The organism is Slackia piriformis YIT 12062, from assembly GCF_000296445.1.
Classification (GTDB): Bacteria; Actinomycetota; Coriobacteriia; order Coriobacteriales; family Eggerthellaceae; genus Slackia; species Slackia piriformis.
In genome coordinates, this window is record NZ_JH815198.1 from 1,360,399 (window position 1) to 1,378,848 (window position 18,450).

The window sequence follows — 18,450 nt, forward strand, 5'->3', positions numbered from 1 at the left end:
GCACCGTCGCCTCGCGCATCCACGAACAAAGGAAGCGCCGCGGGGACAGGCTAGCGCCCCCTATGCAGCAGGTCGGACTCGACCCGCTCGATCGCATCGAGAAACTCCTGGCGCGAGTGAACGCCCGCTTTCGCGTAGGCGCGCCTGATATGAGTCTTCACCGTATGCTCGGACAGCATGCACCATTCGGCGATGTAGCGAGCGCTTCTTCCCGCCGCATATTCCCGCATAACCTGGGTTTCGCGTTGAGAGAAAGCGAACCGACGCGCAGCCTCATCGAACGCAGTCGCATTCTTCTCGAACGCAGACTCGGGAATCCTCTTTAATTCGGCATCCATCGATTCGAAACCCATATCCCGTCCGCACGAACCGGCGGGCAAATCATGCGACGAACAGCTACCGAGTGCCTGGCGCGACGATCCGCATGCCACAAGTGGCTCCTGCACGCCATTCGAAACCGCGCATTCCATGCGGGCTTCCTTCGCGGTGGAAAGAATTTGCCCGACACCGGCTGAACCGCATTCGGCAAGCCGTTCTTCCTGGCGGTAGCGCGACGACGCCTTCAAATAGGCGAAACTGATCAGCGACGATGCAGCCACCAGAGCCCATAACGCCACGACATCAACCAATCCGTCAATGGCGATGCCGAAATCGCGCAGCACAACGAACGCACCACGACCAGCCGCAACCGAAAGGCGCGCGACGCCTAAAGCGGCTCCAAGCAGCAAGAATGGAGGCAGCATGCGTTCCCTTGCCTCGCTCACCAGCATAAGCCAGAGCAACACGTAAAACGAAATGAGCGTCACCGTCATGAGGCTCCCTGCGACCGACGGATCAAAAATCCCCGTCGAACGTACCAGCACAGCCGACGCTATGAAAACGGATGCAATCGGAAACGCATAATCAAGATCGGCCTTATCGACCCGAAAGACGATCAATGCAATCGTCATCGCAACCGCCACCACCAAGGCGATACCCGCCGTGGTGTCAGTTTGCGAATACCCCATTGCGCGCATGCTCAAATCCGATTGAATCACAAACCCGCATACAAGAGAAAAAACGCATGCACCAGCCACAGCGCGTCGCGTACGCGAAAACGCTTCCGAAAGCGATGTGCGCGGAATAAGCGTTTCCCGCATAGAAAGCGCGACGAATTCGTTCGATGCCAGGCAGATACGCAGCAAGACGATCGAAACGAAAAGCATTGCCACAAGAAACGCCTTGTCGTATGGAACAAGCATGGAAGACAAGGGCTGGACGCACACATTGATAACGTAGCCAACAGCGATCATCGGCAGCGCGTAGCGCGATCGGTAGCTGACGAAAACAGTCATCCAGCACAAAATGTTAAGGGACCACCCCAATCCCGCAAACGTTTGCATCAATGCGAGCATCGCCATGTCGTCCGGAGCGAACGCCGCCATGAACACGTATGCAGCGCTCGAAACTGCGCCCGCGAGAAAAAGAGATCGCCACCCTTCGATTTTGCCCGCGTACGAAAGCGCGGCGACCGCGAGAAAAACCGCCCCGTCCACCGCAAGGCCCCACAACGCCAGCGGACTTGCGCTATAAGGGCCGGAATTCACGTCGACAAGACGAGCGCCCTGCAGCAAGCCGAACCCGATTGTTGCCGCAGTCATCAAAATGAGCATGCGTCCGTTCGGTCTTTCCAGACGTTCAGCCACGTCGACCTCCTATAAAGCCGCCATGCGGCCACAGCAAACGAAATCTTGCAAAAAGCAGCTCGAATGAGCCCCGATCAAAAGCGTCCTCGCCGTAACCACGATATTGTCGACGAGACGCAATCGGAAGAGCCGCGCTGTGTTCGGCGAACCGGCCCAACCGTTCAAGGTGAATCCAAAGATCCGCCGACCGACTAAAATCGACGCGATTGCGAAGCCTTCCCTGCAGACCTCAGCACACTCTACCAAAACAACGCGCTACTTCAACGCCCGACGCCCGTGCAGCTTCTAATCGTGGCTTCAACGCCTGATTCCCCCGCGCAGTTTCGCCTCGCGCTCCCGCCAATCAGGCAAAAACGTGTCCATGAGCGCCTTGAATCGCGGACCGTGGCTCGCCTCGAGCAAATGGCAGAGCTCGTGAACCACCACGTATTCCAAGCACTCCGGCGGATGAGCGGCCAACTGCACGTTTATGCAAATGCGACCCGTTTTCACATTGCAGCTGCCCCAACGGCTCACCATGCTGCGATACGCAAGCTTGCCTGGCTTCACGCCCATAATAGGAGCCCAGCGTTCCACGAGCACGGGCGTAAACGCCGCCACCACAGCCCGCCATTCGGCGATTTCCTCGGGAGTGGGCGCGCCGGGGTTCAGCCTTTCACGCTCAGCCAGCTGAAGTCGCTGCTGCTCTATCCAGCCGATATGGGCCGAAACGAAGCGTTTGATTTCGGCATCGCCCATCCGCCAAGGAGCGGAAACTTCGATGCGTCCATCGGGCGCCTTGGCCCGTATGTACATACGCCGCTGATTGCGGCGACGCGTTACACGGATGTGCTCTCCAGCAACTTCAAGCACCGCCTGAGTTGAATGAGACATTCAGCTCGCCCCCCACTTTATGCAGCGCCGCACGCAGCGCTTTATCTGCGAACTTTTTTCGATTATGAACTCAAAAAGGCACCGACACCCCGAAAAACGGCACTTAGCACGGGAGCTGCACACGTCGGCACCGACCAAGTCATTTCAGAGCCCTTCTTGAGGCCCTAACCCTTTTTGGGTGCGAAATTGGATATTTTTTTCGATTTCCTGTCACCAAGAATCCAATTTCGTAATCCAGAACGGAAAACAGTTTCCTTCATTTTGCAACGCGCTTCTGTGACCTGGTCTTATGATTCCATGAGCTGCTTAAGCAATCGAAAATCGAGCGCTAGTATGGATAATTCGCTGATACCACGCCCTGAGAAAGGCTATGTTACCGTCATTTTGATCGGAAATCGAAAAAAGTTGGCATATTCAATCCGATTTTGGGTCGCGGCTATCGCCTATGGCTTTAGCCAGCGCAACCAAGCGCGCTCAAACCTCATTCAAGACTCGACCAAATGCTCCAACGCCTGCACTTCGGAATCAAACGCCCTCTCTAAAGCCAATCTGGCAATCCCTCAGTCGCGAGACACGCCCTAGCGCCTGGATGCTATTCCTGCGGATGCAAAAAGCTCTTTCCTGAATTCTCGCTGCTTAAGCCGATAGTCGTAAGAAAAAACACGAGGCCGAATACCCAGCCTTTTCGCAAGCAGCAAAGCAGTCCTATCCATTTCAACGCTGTTTGCAATCTGATTTCCCGTCACCGAAACAACCGTTATCCCCTTTTGGGCAAGCGCGGTTCTCCGCGCAGAATCAGCCGCAATTCTGTCAGGGCCAGTGTGGAACATATTGCTATCGTACTCAACGCAAAGCTTTGCTTGAGGCCAATAAAGATCGCAAACATAGTACGTCTTCGCTGAAAGCCACTTCGCGCTTCCAGACATGTCAATGCGATAATTCATACAAGGTTTGGGCAAGCCGTATCCTCCAAGAGAACGCGGAGCATGCAGAAGAATCGCAAGCACGGCCTCCATCGGGGAAGCGCAGTTTTCCGGAATATAGCGCAAGGCTCGACGGGCATTTTTGACGCCATGCTCCCCCGAAACCCTATCAACATACGACTGAATCTTCTTCAGGGATGTTAAAGGCTCGCTATGCACGAAGCCACACCCGCAACCTTCGATGTCGCCGTCTAATGAATCGCGCTCAACCGCATACGAACCCGTTATTTCAGCGCCTACGACCAGAAGCTCAACAATCGAAGCTTTGCATGCATGCTGCACAAACGCAAGCTCAGGAACAACAACGAGCCATTCTTCCGATATCTTGCAAAAAGATTTTTTCGGATACGAATTGGAATGAGCGTGGGCAATCACGCTCTCTGAGCGAAGCCTGTAGCTCTCAGAAGGCACAAGAATATGCACGGGACGCGAGAGGCCTCCCGACAAGTCTTGAAGCGCCTCTTCCAAAACACCGATGGCCACCTTACCCGTACGGGCACCTTTTTCGAACGGAGGCGCGAGCGCGCTCATTTTCCGCGAAGCCACACAAGCCAAAAGACGCGTTCGATTCGAAGAATCCAGCGAACGCCAAAACTCTAGTGCTGATATGTGGCATATGCAGAAAGCCATGCCAGAAAGATACCTGGCATGGCTTTCCGAAATTGGATCTGAACCCCTAGGTTGTTTTGGAAGTATCCGCGCTTCCTCTGTCAAAGCTATCTCGAGTTTCCTACCGAGTGCTAGACAAAAACAAGCTCAACTCTCACACGAACGCATTAAACATCGCGAAAACGAGCGGCCTCGAACAGGAAGCGCTCCTTACTCCTCAGTATCTTCCGTGTAAGAAAACACCCAGTTCATCGTCCAGCTCGAGCGCATCGGGGTCGATCTTACTCCTCGGCGTCCTCCGTGCAAGGAAGCGCGGGATCGTTGAAGGCGGATTCGTAGATTGCGCGGGCATCATCCATGGTGAGCGGCTTGAACGCACCGAACACATCGCCTTTGGTAGCATGCAGCGTCTCGATAACGGCGTCGAGGTCTTCCACGCGCAGACCCAGTTCGCCCATGGTCTTGGGCATGCCCATGTCGACGAAGAACGCCTGCAGCTCATCGATGGCCGCGGTCACCGCGTCCTCAACGGCTTCGTCCGTATCGTCGATCGGTTCGATGTCAAAAACATCCAGTGCAAACTGAAGGAAGCGGCTCGGATCCTCGCGCCAAACGTAGCGCATCCACGCAGGCATTACGACGGCAAGTCCTGCACCATGCGTGATGGACGTATCGAACGCAGAAAGTTCGTGCTCAAGACCGTGGCTTTCCCAACCTCCTGCGCGGCCCGTCGGGTTCAGCGCACGACCGCAGCCGGCGATGTCGTTGTGAGCAAGCATACCCGCCCACATGATGTCGGCACGCGCATCGTAATCTTCGGGGTTATCCAAGACGCACGGCGCCGCCGCCATGAGCGTGCGGATGAGGCCTGCTGCGATGTTGTCCGTCACACGAACGGCCCCAACGCCCGAGAACCAACGCTCGCAGATGTGAGCGATCATGTCGGTCACGCCCGCCGCCGTCTGGTACGCCGGAAGCGAGAACGTGATTTCGGGGTTCATGAACGCGACCATAGGACGGAACGCATCGCCATTCGTGCCGCGTTTCGCGTGAATCTCGTCATTGCTGATCACGCACGAGCTTGACGCCTCAGAACCCGCCGCCGGAATGGTAAGCACGCAGAAAATGGGGAGCGCCTGGGTGACCTGTGCCTTTCCGCAGAAGAAATCCCATACGTCGCCATCGTGCAGAGCACCGAACGCCACGGCTTTCGCGCAGTCGATCACGCTGCCGCCTCCGATGGGAAGAATCAGGTCAATGCCCTTTTCGCGAACGATGCGGATACCTTCGCGCACGCTTTCTACCTCGGGGTTCGGGCGAATGCCGGCAAACTCGACATGCGCAACGCCCGCCGCATCCAGCGACGCCTTCACGCGGTCGAGCAGGCCCGAACGCACCACGGAGCCTTTTCCGTAAACGATCAGGGCTCTCTGGAACCCCTTTTCGGCGGCGCGTTTGCCAATACCTTCCTCGACGCCGCGGCCGAACACGAATTCGGTCGGAGAATAATAGGTGAAGTTGTTCATGCGTTCCTCGCTTTCAGGCGCGTACGCCGCTTGTCGGGCATCGACCGCTTCGTAAAACCGTCCGCAACGCCAGCCCGGTCGCCCATGCGCGCCGTTCGCCAAGTGTCGGTTGCTTGCGCTATCGTACCCTTTTCGTCCAAGCGAACGCGCCTCACGGCGCAATTAACCCGCTATCGGCCGCAATTCCATGCATCGTTCGTTTCGTCGGCTACGCCTGCACGGCAAGATCGTAGGCCTCGTTGCGCGATATGCCGAATTCGTCACGAAGGACCTTGACGATTTCTTTGCGGCTCAATCGGCCTTCGGCGACAAGCTCCGCAGCTCGATCGGCGGCCGATGCAGAAGCGCTCTCGCGGCGAACCTCCTCCTCCGCATGCGTGGGCGGCCCGACCACAAGCGCAATTTCCCCCTTGATGCCGCAGCGTTCGTGACGATCGAGGAATTCATCACGTACGTCGCATGCGCCGGCCCGAAACACCTCTTCGTGAAGCTTGGTGAGCTCACGGCAAACCGCGACTTCGCGGTGGGGAAACACGTCCGCCACCGCTTGCAACGAAGCTGCGATACGACGGGGGCTTTCATAAAACACCAGCACGGCGTCAAGCAGGGCGAGCGACTCGAGAACCTCGCGACGCTCGGAATCCTTGCGAGGAAAAAAGCCGCCGAAATAAAAACGCGGATTGCTGAAACCGCTGGCCACATACGCCGTCGTAGCAGCCGATGCCCCGGGAAGCACGGTGATATCGCAATTTTGCGCCTGAGCCGCCTCTATGAGACGAGCACCCGGATCGGAAACGCCCGGCATGCCCGCATCGCTGCAAAACGCCACGATTTCGCCCTCGGCGATGCGGCGGGCAATGCGCGCGGCTTCGCGGCTGATGGTAGCCTCGTCCAAGCGTTCAAGCCTCTTCTCTATACCGAAGTGCGCAAGCAGTTTTCCCGTCACGCGCGTATCCTCGGCGCACACCACATCCGCCTCGCGCAGTTCGTCGAGCGTGCGCAGGGTCATATCCCCCAGATTCCCGATCGGCGTCGGGCATATGACAAGCCGTCCCGGCATGGCAAATCCTATCTTCGAACCGTCTTAGACCGCGCCTGCGCGCGTGTCACAGAGGCTTATTATACGAAAGAAGAGACGAGACCGACCGACATGGCTGTTCATCCATTTGTTACCCCAAAGGAATCATAAACCTGCTACGCTTCGGGCGAACAGAGAGAACCGCGCAGCGAAACCACGCAAGCACGACAATCGGCAAACGAGAGACCGTCCAAGCGGACGAAAACGAAAAGAACGGCGAAAGCACCAACAGCGCAGCGACCCGCTCGTTTTCGCAAGCATCGCCAAACGGCTTCGCGGCGACCCGAGAAAGGACATACCATGGGAATCTTCAGCATGTTCGGCGGCGGATTCGACAAAAAGCTCGAAGAAGCACGTGCAACGCAAAACGCCCGTATCATCGACGTTCGCACCTCCGGAGAATACCGGTCAGGCCATGTGCCCGGGGCGGAAAACATACCTCTCGACCGTATCGCCGGCTTCAAAGCGGCGGCAAACACTCCCTTGTTCGTGTACTGTCAAAGCGGTGGCCGCAGCGCACAGGCGGCCCATATCCTCGAGCAGAACGGCTTCACCGACGTGACCAACCTCGGCGGCATCATGAGCTATCGCGGTCCCGTGGAAATGTAGCCCATAAGCCTACAGACGAAAGACAAAACGAACGCAAGGGAGAAGCCATGAAGGTTGTTATCGTTGGAGGAGTAGCCGGCGGAGCGACGGCCGCCGCACGTTTACGCCGGTTAGACGAACAGGCCGAAATAGTCATGATCGAACGCACGGGCTACGTGTCGTACGCCAACTGCGGCCTGCCCTATTACGTGGGCGACGTCATTACGGACAAGCGCAAGCTCACGCTACAAAGCCCCAAAAGCTTCCGTGAGCGCTTCGATATCGACGTACGCGTACGCCAAGAGGTCATTGGAATAAACCGCGCGGCGAAAACCGTGCTTGTCCGCAACCTCGAAGACGGTTCGGAATACGAAGAATCCTACGACAGCCTCATCCTCTCCCCCGGCGCGAAAGCCGTCAAGCCCGATCTTCCCGGCATAGAAGACCGACGCATCCTCACGCTTCGCACCGTCGAAGACACCTTCGCCATGAAGCAGCGCGCCGACGAGCTCGCAGAGCAAGGGCGAACACGCGCCGTCGTCATAGGCGGAGGCTTCATCGGCATAGAGGCGGCCGAAAACCTGCTAGAGCGCGGATTCGACGTCACGCTGCTGCAGCGCGGCAACCACGTCATGCCCACGCTCGATTACGACATGGCATGCGAGGTCCACGCCTATGCACGCGAACACGGACTTGACCTGCGGCTGAATCAAAGCGTCAATGGATTCGTAGCAGACGAAGACTCAGACGAGCTAGCGGTGACCACCGCAGCGGGCGACGAATACCACGCGCCTTTGGTGGTTCTCGCCATCGGCGTTACGCCCGACACCCGCCTTGCCGAGGAGGCAGGGCTTGAGCTTGGCATCAAGAAATCCATCGTCGTGGATAAGCATATGCGCACATCCGATCCTGCCATTTTCGCCGTCGGCGACGCAGTGCAGGTCAAAAATTTCGTCACGGGCGATGACGCGCTCATATCGCTCGCAGGCCCGGCGAACAAGCAAGGGCGCATTGCAGCCGATGTCATCTGCGGGCGCGACAGCTCGTTCGACGGTTCGCAGGGATCGTCCGTGCTGAAGCTCTTCGACATGACCATCGCCGCCACGGGTCTAACCGAAAGCGCCGCCCAGCGCGCCGGCATCGCCTGCGACAAGGCTGTCACCTCTTCGCCGTCCCACGCAACGTACTACCCCGGCGCTTCGAACATGACCGTCAAAACAGTCTTCGAGCCGGAAAGCGGCCGCATCCTCGGCGCGCAAATCGCGGGCTTCGAGGGGGTCGATAAACGGATCGATGTCTTGGCAACGACCATTCGCGCTCGCATGACCGCAGCAGACCTCGAGGAACTCGATTTGGCATACGCGCCGCCGTATTCTTCGGCGAAAGACCCTGTAAACATGGCTGGATTCGTCATCGAAAACGTTCGAACGGGATTGGTGGCACAGCATCATTGGAACGACGTCGCCCGCCTGCAGCAAGAAGGCGCCCAATTCCTTGACGTTCGCACGGAAGGAGAATTCGCGCGAGGCCATATCGAAGGCGCGGTCAACATCCCCCTTGACGAGCTGCGCGGCCGCGTAAAAGAGCTCGACCCTGAACGCACAGTGTACGTGAATTGCCACAGCGGCCTGCGAAGCTACGTGGCGTGCCGCATGCTCGCCGGCCACGGCCTTGCCTGCTCGAATCTTTCGGGCGGGTACCGTTTCTACGCCCTTGTGCAAAACGACGCCGCGTTCGACGAAACACCAACGCATCCCTGCGGCGTGCCGATTTCCTAACGTGCACGCTACGCGGCAAGCCTCTGTATAAGAGCGCTTCCTTCCTAGAAACTTTCCGATGCGCCGCATGAGCGGCGCATCGGAAAGCTCATATACCTCGCAGCGTCCGCCGAGAGAGGCGGCCGACCAATCAGCGCCGCAGAGGCCCTCCCTGCAGCCATACGCACCGATCAGCCCGCTTACGACTCCTTTTTCTCGTCCGCTTTGCAGCCAGATTCGCCACACCCTCGCTTGTCGGCAGCCCCTTCGTCTTCTTCCTCGTCAGCCTCGTCTTCAGCGCCGATAACGATCGTTTCGCCCAGATTGACGAACGCAATCGAATCTATATCGGCATCGCGCGGCTTCAGCACAAGCAGGCACACAATTGCGGCCGCATATACCGCCGCCGCCAAAGCGCTCGCCTCGAAACCGCCCGCGCCGCCGGAAAGCAACACGTTGCTCGAATCGTACGTCGTCGTCATGATAGTCGTATACGAAGCAGCCTGCGCCCCCGACGTTACGCCGAGGATGATGTACTGGACGAAATACCAGAGGCTATGAAAGCCGATCGCAGGCCAGATGCTGCCGAATTTGAGGAACATAAGTCCGAACATCACGCCCATCAATACGCCATTGACGACGGAGAACACGCTCAGCCCCACAATCAACACATGGAACAGCGTGAACACGACCGTCTGGACGGCCATGCCAACGGCAACCGAGTAACGCGCGGAAAACGACGTGAGCACATACCCTCGACAAAAGACCTCCTGCCCCAACGCGAGGATGACGTATCCGGCGAACGCAAGAGCCAGGGCTATGACAGACACCTGGGTGCTGATGCCGGAATCGCTCACGATTCCGGCACCCTTGAAAAGAGCAAAGACCACCATGAGGCCTACAACGCCTGCTACGGCGCCGACGACGCACAGCGCCGCGCCATCATTGCGCGCGAACCCCATGGATCTTTCAAGACGACGTTCGCGGACACGCACATACAAAACGCCGCCGCACGCCGCGATGGCGAACGCAACAATGTGGGCAAAGCCCTGATGCGGCAAGTCCATACCGGAAGGCACGGGCAAGACCATAGGCAGCCCAACGAGCAGCGCGGCTACGACGGCAACCATGAGCACAAGCCCGACCCACGATCCCAAAGCGGAGCTGCCGCTCTCTTTCGCGAGTTTGATGACGTTGGGCACCGGCAGGGCCATTCGATCCTTGATGCCGGATTTATCGCATACGCACGAGGCGGCCTCTTTGCCTTCATCCGCCACTTCGACAGCCTTCTGTTCCTCCACGACGTCCCCTTTTCCCCTTTTGTCACGTCCTGTTCATTTCGGAGCAATGATAGCGGATGGGACGCATTCCGAAAGAAACAACTCGGAAGCAACGTATAATCGAGCGCATACGAAGCAGAGAAAGCAAGGCGAGGCAGCATGCTCAGACTCCACATACTCGCAAGCGGCAGCCGCGGCAACGCGACCATCGTCGAAAACGACCAGACCGGACACGGCGTCCTCGTCGACTGCGGCATATGCAAGCGCGATTTTCTCGCCCGCTGCGACGAGGCACGCTTCGACCCCGCGAACATAGACGCCGTGCTCATTACGCACGACCACAGCGACCACACCAAGGGCCTCGGCGTGGTCATGCGGGGGCTCGCCAAGATGGGCCGTCAGCCCCTTGTCTATGCCGCAGACGAAACCGTTCGGGCAAGCAAGGCCGTCCAGGATGCCACCTCGTCATGCGGAACGCGCAATTTCCGCCCCGAGGAATGCCTGACGGCTGCGGGTATAAGCATCTTTCCCTTCGCCACCTCGCACGATGCGGCGGCGTCATTTGGCTTTCGCTTTGAGGCAAACGGCGATGCGGCAGGTTTCATGACCGACACGGGAATCGTGACGCCGCAGGCGCATGCCCACCTCGCCGACGTGCGGCTGCTCGCCCTTGAAAGCAATCACGACCCTAAGATGCTGAGCGAAGGACCCTACCCTTACGTAGTCAAGCAGCGTATCGCTTCCGACAAAGGACATCTTTCGAACGAACAGGCCGCCGAAGAGCTCGCATCCCTTCTCAGCAACCGCCTTCAAGCCGTGGCGGCCATGCACGTGTCAGAGAACAACAACGAATACGACCTCGCTCTTCGAGGCTTTCGCGCCGTGATGGAACGCGAGGGGTGCGCCGCCCGTGTGTCATGCGGCTACCAAGGACGCCTCTCGACGCTTGCCTGACCTACGAGGAGCTTCGTCCGCCGCGGTATCCCGTACCGTCGTGAGGACCCGCTGCGCCGTGCGCCCCTTGTCCGTCATGGGCACCATGACCTTCGGCGCCTTCGCACGCGCCCTCGCCCAGAACCGAAGAACCGTCCTCTGCTCCATGCCCGCAACAGGCGGAATCTTGCGTTTCCACGCCGTTTTCCGCAGCAAGAACCCGCAGCTCGCGCATAGGCATAGCGGCTGCCTCCTGCTCGCTCACTTCGACGCCGGCCTCTTCAAGGAGACAATACAGACGGTAGCGCCCGATGCTCATTCCCGCATGCTCGGCAGCCTGCCGCTGCGCTTCGTCAACGCGGCCGCAATGGACCTGCGTACCGCCCTGTCCGAAGCAGCGCAGGCTTTCCTGCTCTATCTCCGCACACCGTTCCTCATCAGAACACGACACGCCGACCTCCACAACGACGCCTTCGCCGAGATAGCTCTCGCACGCATCAGCCAATGCCGCCGCAGCCTCGGCATACGGTCTTCCTTGCACGTTCGCCGCATCAAGCACCGCCTGAGCGTCTTCGTTCAGAGCGCGGGCGTCGATCACGCAATCGAATCGGTTCATGGCAAGCTCGATAGAGGGGTTAATATCGACCCCCACGTAGGCAACAGGCTTCATGGCGTACGCATATCCGCCAACGCCCACGAAAGCGGCAATCAGGCATGCGGCAACTGCGACGAAAACGCGCATACGACGTCTTCTCGGCACACGGCGAGCAGACGGGATAGAACCCTGCCCGCAAGAAACGCCATCGCATCTGCTCGACGCAAGGTCGCGCTCGCGCTCTATGCGAAGCATCGTCGCCTTTTTCAGCTCGTCGGAAGCGTGCATGTTCAAAAAGGCTTCGCGCATACGCTCGTCGACATCGTTCATGACAACGCCTCCCTCAGTATCTTCTTGCCTCGAGAAATCCAGGAATACACCGTTCCCTCGGGAGCTTTCACCATGCGGGATATCTCCGGGACGGAATAGCCTTCGCACACGGCAAGATACAGTGGCGTCTTCGGCGGATCGTCGAGCCTGTCCACGGCGTCGAGAACCTCCCTCACCTCCGCAGCGCGCTCCGGCCGAACGTCCGCAAGCGTATCTCCCCACCGCTGCATTTCCTCATCCAAAGACGATGTACGATGGTCTCGAGATTTGAGAACGTCTTTGCAAGCGTTCATCGCAACGCGCAAGAGCCACGCTTTCGCATGGCCCTCGTCGCGAAACCCATGATCGCGAAAAGCGTATTTCACGAACGTCTCTTGGAAGACATCCTCGGCATCGGACGGGGAAAGATAGAGCATGCAGGCACGCCACACGTCATCGCCGAAGCGATCCATCGCCTGCTGTATGTCGAGCGCCTTGCGCATACCCATCCTGAACTATAGACATCTCGCCCTAGCGTGCACACATGCCGTGATGCCCGCCGCCGTTACCCGATCCGTGACCGCAGCCGTATCCCGCACCTTGGCCACTGCCGGCGCACGACCCCGCGTTGTCGCACGCGCCGTCGCCGTTTTCGTCCACGTAGCCGGAGCAATTTCCGTTGCCGGTTCCGGCGTGGTCACATACGCCGTCGCCGTCTTCGTCCACAAAACCGAAACCGCAGGAAGCACACCATGCGCCCTGATCGCCCTTGGCAACCGCAGCAGCCCCGTAGGCATTTCCGTTGCCAAACCCAAGGCCGGCCTCGCGACGGTCACACAAGCCGTCGCCGTCTTCGTCCACGAAATTCGCGCCGAGCGCACGGCCGCACTCTCCAAACGCCGCGAACCCGCGCGAGAAAGCGGAACACGCTGCATGAACGCCGCGGTTATCGCATACGCCGTCGCCGTTAGCGTCGGCGAAAGAATTGCACGCGCCGTTGCCATCTGCGCCAGCGCATGACGTGCCGCACGCACGCGAGCCTGCAACGCCCCAGCCAAGCGCCGGCGCGTCGGCTCCGTACGCAACAAAGGGCACAGTGAGGGCCGCGGCCAATCCGACGACGGCAATTCCAGTCAATACCTTATGCTTTGTCGTATACGCATGTTTCTTCATCTCAGTGCCGTTCCTTTCGTTTCATGCATTCAGGATAGCGGTTTGCTCGTCTTTTCTCGAACGCCCCTTCACCATGAACACGATCGAAAAAGGCAAATCCTTGCAAAGAAATTCGAAAATGGATGCAGTTTTCGTGCGCGGGCTCCGCTCGGGCGAGCTTCGTACAGCAGATTTTACGCATGCCGTGCAATTCCGGATGTGCGCTCGCTTCCAAAACTATGCCGACAGGCATGGGGGCAAGCGGGCGATTCCGCATGCTTGACAACCGCCCTTACACGCCCTCTTCGTCCGCTAGGCGCTCCCCCATGAGATAGCCCATGACGGATGCCATCATAAGACCCCTGGTCCAGCCGCTCGAATCCCCTAGGCAGTGGAGGTTCTCGATGTTGGTGTCGAAGCGCTCGTTCATTTTCACCCTATTGCTGTAGAACTTCAGCTCAGGCGCGTACAGCAGCGTCTCATCGGCCGCAAATCCAGGTATGGCCTCGTCAACGGCCATCATGAAGTTCATGATGGAAGTCATGGTTCTGTACGGCAGCGCGCTCGTGATATCGCCCGCCACGGCATCGGGCAACGTCGGACGAACATTCGACCTGTCCAGCTCGTCTTGCCAGGTTCGTTTGCCGTCGAGGATATCGCCGAAACGCTGCACGAGAATATGACCGTCGCCGAGCATGTTGGCGAGCTCTCCGATTTTCTGCGCATACGTTATGGGCCTGTCGAACGGCTCCCGAAAGTCGTGAGAGCAAAGAATGGCAAGATTGGTATTCTCGGACTTCTTCTCCTTATAGGAATGCCCGTTAACCACCGCAAGGCCGTCGTCGTAGTTCTCCTGGCTCACGAAGCCGCCCGGGTTTTGACAGAACGTACGTACCTTGTTGCGGAACGGATTGGGACACCCGATCAGCTTGCTTTCGTACAAAACGTTGTTCACGGTCTCCATGATCTCGTTTCGCACCTCAACGCGAACCCCCACATCGACGGGAGCCGGACCGTGCTCGACGCCGTGTTCTATGCACAAGCGCTCGAACCAATCTGCGCCGCGCCGCCCCGTGGCCACTACTGTACGTGCGGCACGAATCCGGTCCGTGGTTCCGTCGGCGTTGCGTATTAGCACGCCGCAACACACCCCTTCCTCCACGATAACGTCGAGGCACTCCGTCTGAAACATGATTTCCACGCCAGAATCGCGCAAATGCCGCTCGATAAAGCCGTAAATCTCTTGCGCCTTTTCCGTTCCCAGATGACGAATGGGGCAGTCCACCAGCTTCAGGCCGGCCTTGATGGCTCGGCGTCGGATGTTTTTCACCTCGTCAGGCGCGCCCAAGCCTTCGACATGCGTGTCTGCCCCGAAGCGCAAGTACACCTCGTCGACACGCCCGATCGTCTCCTGGGCAAGATCGCTCCCTATGAGCTCGGGAAGATCGCCTCCCACCTCGCACGAAAGCGAAAGCTTTCCGTCGGAAAACGCTCCCGCCCCCGAAAACCCCGTGGTGATACGGCACGGATCGCAGCCCACGCATCGGCCCGTTTTGGCCTTAGGGCATGCTCGCTTCGAGATAGGCAGACCCTTCTCAACAATGACGATCCGCGCGCAAGACCCGCGCTCGAGCAACCCGAGTGCGGCGAATATCCCCGATGGACCGGCGCCCACGATGACCACATCGGCCGTTTGTTCAAAAACCATGCAATCCCCCATCGCCCGCCCGTTTCAAGAACCCGAAACGGGCAGAAAATCGTCTTGAATTTGAGCATGCGCACAAACTTGAAACGCGAAAGCCACCGCCGAAAGAACATTGGCCGCACGCTCTTTTCGCATCATACACGTTCGCTCTGACGACGAGAAAGCCGATCGCGCCTCGAAAGAAAGCGTCTTCAACAAGAGGAGACCAGAAGCCGCCCCGATTCTGCAAGCAGCAGCTTTTCGAACGATTTTTTGTACGAGTGAACTAAAAAATTCATGCTTTATCAGGGCAGAGCATTGACTGCCGCATTCGTGAAATTATAATGATAGCCGCAACATAGAAGGAGTCAGCCATGCGCAACGCACCCGCACATATCTCGGCCGCCCCGGCCGCTCGCGGCGTTCAACGTTGCGTCCCCTTCGTGTTCAATCTCACCCCATGTGATGCCCGCTTTATCGGCGGGCATCGCCGTTTCGGTGTTGCAATCTATCCTGCATATTCCTATCGATATCTGTAGCACACGGCACGGGCGCAGTGTTTCGCTCCTCTCTCGCGAACCGCGCCATGTCGTGTGCGCCTCCACGAGGCTCGTCTTGCGCTCTTCCTTCCAATCGAGCAAGACGAGCCTTTCGCGCGATTCGCACGAATGCATCGACCCTTTGCAAAGTCGATAGACCAACGCATTCGCGCCTTGCACATTGCTTGCACACCGACCGATAGGAACATCCTCATGCTTATCAAAGCCCTTATGGTTGCCCTCTTCGCAATCATTGCCATCGTTATTGGAATAATTTGCAGAAAGCACGCGAACAATGTCTCCGGCTTCATTTTAGGCGGACGCAACGTTGGCCCCTGGCTTTCGGCATTCGCGTTCGGAACTTCGTACTTCAGCGCCGTTATATTCGTGGGCTACGCAGGCCAGTTCGGATGGAAGTACGGTCTTGCTGCCACGTGGATCGGCATAGGAAACGCCATCTTGGGCAGCTTGCTCGCCTGGTGGATTCTCGGCCCGCGCACACGAGAAATGACGCAGCACCTGCAGGCCGCAACCATGCCTGAGTTCTTCGGCAAGCGTTTTTCGAGCACAGGTCTTCGCATCGCCGCGGCGGCCATCATCTTCGTCTTTTTGATTCCCTACACCGCCAGCGTCTACAACGGCCTTTCGCGCCTGTTCGGCATGGCGTTCGGTCTTCCCTACGAGGTATGCGTTATCGGCATGGCCCTCATCACCTGCATCTATGTAGTCCTCGGCGGCTACATGGCCACCGTCGTCAACGATTTCGTCCAGGGTATCGTCATGCTTTTCGGCATTGTCGCCGTCGTTGCGGCAGTCCTTGCCGGCAACGGAGGATTCAGCGAAGCCGTCGTATCGCTTTCTCAGATTCCGGCTGAGAACTCGGCTCTTGAAGGCGCTTTCGTGAGCATGTTCGGACCGGATTTGCCCAACCTGATCGGCGTTATCATCCTCACCAGCCTTGGCACATGGGGCCTTCCTCAGATGGTGCAGAAGTTCTACGCCATCAAAAGCGGCCCGGCCATCAAACAAGGCGCCATCATCTCCACGCTGTTCGCCGTCGTCGTAGCTGGCGGAAGCTACTTCCTCGGAGGCTTCGGCCGACTGTATGGCGACCAGATAGCCTTCTCGGCAAACGGCGCGCCGGTGTATGACTCGATCGTTCCCACTATGCTTTCGGGGTTGCCCGACATCCTTGTCGGCCTGGTTATCGTGCTCGTGCTCTCCGCGTCTATGAGCACCTTGAGCTCGCTGGTCCTCACCTCTTCGTCCACGCTGACGCTCGACCTGCTCAAAGGCAACGTCATCAAGAACATGAGCGAGAAGAGCCAGCTTCTTTGGATGCGCGGGCTGCTCGTCGTGTTCGTGGTGATCTCCGCCGCCATCGCGCTCGTGCAATACAACAGCTCCATTACGTTCATCGCCCAGCTCATGTCCATCAGCTGGGGCGCACTGGCCGGCGCGTTCCTTGGACCCTTCTTCTGGGGTCTGTACAGCAAGCGCATCAGCAAAGCGGCCGTATGGGCAAGCTTCATCGTTGGCGTCGGCCTGACCACGGGCAACATGATCGCGGGCTTCTTCGGAACGCCGCTCATTGCAAGCCCCATCAACTGCGGCGCCTTGGCCATGGTGCTTTCCATGGTTATCGTGCCATTGGTGAGCCTGGCAACCAAGCCGGTTCCCTTCGACATCGACATCGCGCTTCCCAGCCGCAAGAGCGCGACGGACCGCGAAATCGAGGCGGAAATGCGCGAAGAGCAGGTTCCTGAAATGGACCCCGTTGCCTAACGGGCAGTACCGACGGCGCCGCAAGCGCCCCAGGCAAGGCGATACCCCGTTTTATCTCAAACGAGAATAATGCGGGACAAAGCGCCGCCGCTCCCTCTATAATAGATTGCAGCACAACGCTGCCGGGCATTGCGGCGAACGCTGGCCGCATAAAGCCTTGCAACCACCGAGCACGGCTAGAGAACGGAGACCGCATGTCTTGCCCTGAACGCACCTGCACCGCCAATACCGCCGACAAACGCAACATTTCGCTGCCTGAAACGCACGGACGCAACACCCCCTGGAAGTTCTATAACCACCTTATAGGCAAAATGCCCGATGACATCTATGTGCGCGATTACTGCCTGGGCACGCACTGGACCTACATGGAGGCCGATTGCGGCATGGGCGTCAGCTTCACCTGCAAGGGCGGCGGCAAGCGCACGCACAAGTTCGACCTGCGCGGGAGACGTCTCAAAGAGGTCGCCGAACTGGCGAAATCATGGAACTTCGAAGAAGCAAGCCTGGGCGTGGCCGCCTTAAACGCCTGGTACGCCCGACCCGAGCTGCTCGACCCGCTGGGCGCCGCATACGACGAGCCCATAGAGCTGCCCGACGGAAGCATTCGCAAGATCGACGCGTTCGAAATGTACCGCCCCCGCATCAGCGCGCACGAAAACGCGTGCGTCACGGTGGTGGGCCACTTCCCCAACGTGAACCGCATCAGCGAATACGCCCAGCTCACGGTACTTGAGCGCAACTGCACAAGCGCGTTGGACACCCCCGATCCCGCATGCGAATACGTGGTTCCCGCGTCCGACTACACGTTCATCACCGGCGTGACCATCATCAACAAAACCGCTCCGCGCCTGCTTGAACTTGCCAAAAACGGCACCACCGTATTCGTGGGGCCGTCCGTGGTCATGTCCCCGTTTTTGTTCGACTGGGATGTTGAAACCCTGGCGGGAAGCGTGGTGGCCGACCCCGAAAAGGTCCGTTTCGCCGTGAAATCGGGCTCGGGCCAGCTTTTCGGCGAAGCCCTGCAGATGTGCACCGTCACACGCCCGAAAGAATAAACAGCCCTGAAAACACGCG

The 18,450-nt window shown here is 58.5% G+C and carries 16 protein-coding genes; 6 read left to right on the forward strand and 10 right to left on the reverse strand.

Annotated features, from left to right (window positions below; genetic code table 11):
• Positions 1-50: 50 nt before the first annotated feature.
• The 5 genes from HMPREF9451_RS06070 to rsmI form a co-directional block, all read right to left on the reverse strand.
• On the reverse strand, positions 51-1,685 hold the full coding sequence (locus HMPREF9451_RS06070; RefSeq protein ID WP_009139422.1) for a helix-turn-helix transcriptional regulator: 1,635 nt from the start codon (positions 1,683-1,685) through the stop codon (positions 51-53).
• Between the two features lie 297 nt (positions 1,686-1,982).
• Positions 1,983-2,558, reverse strand: a complete 576-nt coding sequence (locus tag HMPREF9451_RS06075; RefSeq protein WP_009139423.1) for a M48 family metallopeptidase — start codon at positions 2,556-2,558, stop codon at positions 1,983-1,985.
• 578 nt (positions 2,559-3,136) lie between these two features.
• Complete coding sequence (locus HMPREF9451_RS06080) at positions 3,137-4,024, reverse strand: endonuclease domain-containing protein (protein WP_222859249.1); 888 nt, start codon at positions 4,022-4,024, stop codon at positions 3,137-3,139.
• Positions 4,025-4,431: 407 nt separating this feature from the next.
• Complete coding sequence (locus HMPREF9451_RS06085; protein ID WP_009139426.1) at positions 4,432-5,676, reverse strand: iron-containing alcohol dehydrogenase; 1,245 nt, start codon at positions 5,674-5,676, stop codon at positions 4,432-4,434.
• A gap of 208 nt (positions 5,677-5,884) precedes the next feature.
• On the reverse strand, positions 5,885-6,736 hold the full coding sequence (gene rsmI / locus HMPREF9451_RS06090) for a 16S rRNA (cytidine(1402)-2'-O)-methyltransferase (RefSeq protein WP_009139427.1): 852 nt from the start codon (positions 6,734-6,736) through the stop codon (positions 5,885-5,887).
• Between the two features lie 318 nt (positions 6,737-7,054).
• On the opposite strand from rsmI, the gene HMPREF9451_RS06100 reads away from it, so the two are divergent.
• Together HMPREF9451_RS06100 and HMPREF9451_RS06105 are read left to right on the forward strand one after the other, a co-directional pair.
• Positions 7,055-7,363, forward strand: coding sequence for a rhodanese-like domain-containing protein (locus tag HMPREF9451_RS06100; RefSeq protein ID WP_009139428.1), 309 nt, complete (start codon positions 7,055-7,057; stop codon positions 7,361-7,363).
• A 47-nt stretch (positions 7,364-7,410) separates the two neighbouring features.
• Positions 7,411-9,120, forward strand: a complete 1,710-nt coding sequence (locus HMPREF9451_RS06105; protein WP_009139429.1) for an FAD-dependent oxidoreductase — start codon at positions 7,411-7,413, stop codon at positions 9,118-9,120.
• A gap of 179 nt (positions 9,121-9,299) precedes the next feature.
• Here the strand turns inward: HMPREF9451_RS06105 and HMPREF9451_RS06110 are convergent, their stop codons facing one another.
• The gene (locus tag HMPREF9451_RS06110) at positions 9,300-10,400 is read right to left on the reverse strand and encodes a CPBP family intramembrane glutamic endopeptidase (RefSeq protein ID WP_009139430.1); all 1,101 of its coding nucleotides are present in this window, start codon (positions 10,398-10,400) and stop codon (positions 9,300-9,302) included.
• Positions 10,401-10,538: 138 nt separating this feature from the next.
• Between HMPREF9451_RS06110 and HMPREF9451_RS06115 the strand changes: the two genes are divergently transcribed.
• Positions 10,539-11,333, forward strand: coding sequence for an MBL fold metallo-hydrolase (locus HMPREF9451_RS06115; RefSeq protein WP_009139431.1), 795 nt, complete (start codon positions 10,539-10,541; stop codon positions 11,331-11,333).
• A 1-nt stretch (position 11,334) separates the two neighbouring features.
• Here HMPREF9451_RS06115 and HMPREF9451_RS06120 read toward each other — a convergent pair whose 3' ends face one another.
• From HMPREF9451_RS06120 to HMPREF9451_RS06140, 4 genes are all read right to left on the reverse strand, one after another.
• Entirely contained in the window at positions 11,335-12,237 is a 903-nt protein-coding gene (locus HMPREF9451_RS06120; protein WP_009139432.1) for an anti-sigma-I factor RsgI family protein, read from the reverse strand.
• Positions 12,234-12,719 carry an RNA polymerase sigma factor gene (locus HMPREF9451_RS06125; protein WP_009139433.1) on the reverse strand — a complete coding sequence of 162 codons (486 nt, stop codon included), beginning with the start codon at positions 12,717-12,719 and terminating at the stop codon, positions 12,234-12,236. Before HMPREF9451_RS06125 ends, HMPREF9451_RS06120 begins: the two co-directional genes overlap by 4 nt.
• A 28-nt stretch (positions 12,720-12,747) precedes the next feature.
• Complete coding sequence (locus tag HMPREF9451_RS09435) at positions 12,748-13,389, reverse strand: hypothetical protein (protein WP_009139434.1); 642 nt, start codon at positions 13,387-13,389, stop codon at positions 12,748-12,750.
• A 271-nt stretch (positions 13,390-13,660) separates the two neighbouring features.
• Positions 13,661-15,076 carry an NAD(P)/FAD-dependent oxidoreductase gene (locus HMPREF9451_RS06140; RefSeq protein WP_009139435.1) on the reverse strand — a complete coding sequence of 472 codons (1,416 nt, stop codon included), beginning with the start codon at positions 15,074-15,076 and terminating at the stop codon, positions 13,661-13,663.
• Between the two features lie 350 nt (positions 15,077-15,426).
• On the opposite strand from HMPREF9451_RS06140, the gene HMPREF9451_RS09845 reads away from it, so the two are divergent.
• The 3 genes from HMPREF9451_RS09845 (at position 15,427) to HMPREF9451_RS06155 (ending at position 18,431) form a co-directional block, all read left to right on the forward strand.
• Positions 15,427-15,591: a hypothetical protein gene (locus HMPREF9451_RS09845; protein WP_009139436.1), complete on the forward strand. Its 165-nt coding sequence runs from the start codon at positions 15,427-15,429 to the stop codon at positions 15,589-15,591.
• A 213-nt stretch (positions 15,592-15,804) separates the two neighbouring features.
• Complete coding sequence (locus tag HMPREF9451_RS06150; RefSeq protein WP_009139437.1) at positions 15,805-17,376, forward strand: sodium:solute symporter family protein; 1,572 nt, start codon at positions 15,805-15,807, stop codon at positions 17,374-17,376.
• A 194-nt stretch (positions 17,377-17,570) separates the two neighbouring features.
• Positions 17,571-18,431 carry a Rossmann-like domain-containing protein gene (locus tag HMPREF9451_RS06155; RefSeq protein ID WP_009139438.1) on the forward strand — a complete coding sequence of 287 codons (861 nt, stop codon included), beginning with the start codon at positions 17,571-17,573 and terminating at the stop codon, positions 18,429-18,431.
• Positions 18,432-18,450 lie beyond the last annotated feature (19 nt).

Bases quoted from the DNA above. Each gene is read 5' to 3' on its own strand.
- HMPREF9451_RS06075 (WP_009139423.1), bottom strand. From the start codon at position 2,558: ATGTCTCATTCAACTCAGGCGGTGCTTGAAGTTGCTGGAGAGCACATC.
- HMPREF9451_RS06085 (WP_009139426.1), bottom strand. From the start codon at position 5,676: ATGAACAACTTCACCTATTATTCTCCGACCGAATTCGTGTTCGGCCGC.
- rsmI (WP_009139427.1), bottom strand. From the start codon at position 6,736: ATGCCGGGACGGCTTGTCATATGCCCGACGCCGATCGGGAATCTGGGG.
- HMPREF9451_RS06100 (WP_009139428.1), top strand. From the start codon at position 7,055: ATGGGAATCTTCAGCATGTTCGGCGGCGGATTCGACAAAAAGCTCGAA.
- HMPREF9451_RS06105 (WP_009139429.1), top strand. From the start codon at position 7,411: ATGAAGGTTGTTATCGTTGGAGGAGTAGCCGGCGGAGCGACGGCCGCC.
- HMPREF9451_RS06115 (WP_009139431.1), top strand. From the start codon at position 10,539: ATGCTCAGACTCCACATACTCGCAAGCGGCAGCCGCGGCAACGCGACC.
- HMPREF9451_RS06120 (WP_009139432.1), bottom strand. From the start codon at position 12,237: ATGAACGATGTCGACGAGCGTATGCGCGAAGCCTTTTTGAACATGCAC.
- HMPREF9451_RS06125 (WP_009139433.1), bottom strand. From the start codon at position 12,719: ATGCGCAAGGCGCTCGACATACAGCAGGCGATGGATCGCTTCGGCGAT.
- HMPREF9451_RS09435 (WP_009139434.1), bottom strand. From the start codon at position 13,389: ATGAAGAAACATGCGTATACGACAAAGCATAAGGTATTGACTGGAATT.
- HMPREF9451_RS06140 (WP_009139435.1), bottom strand. From the start codon at position 15,076: ATGGTTTTTGAACAAACGGCCGATGTGGTCATCGTGGGCGCCGGTCCA.
- HMPREF9451_RS09845 (WP_009139436.1), top strand. From the start codon at position 15,427: ATGCGCAACGCACCCGCACATATCTCGGCCGCCCCGGCCGCTCGCGGC.
- HMPREF9451_RS06150 (WP_009139437.1), top strand. From the start codon at position 15,805: ATGCTTATCAAAGCCCTTATGGTTGCCCTCTTCGCAATCATTGCCATC.
- HMPREF9451_RS06155 (WP_009139438.1), top strand. From the start codon at position 17,571: ATGTCTTGCCCTGAACGCACCTGCACCGCCAATACCGCCGACAAACGC.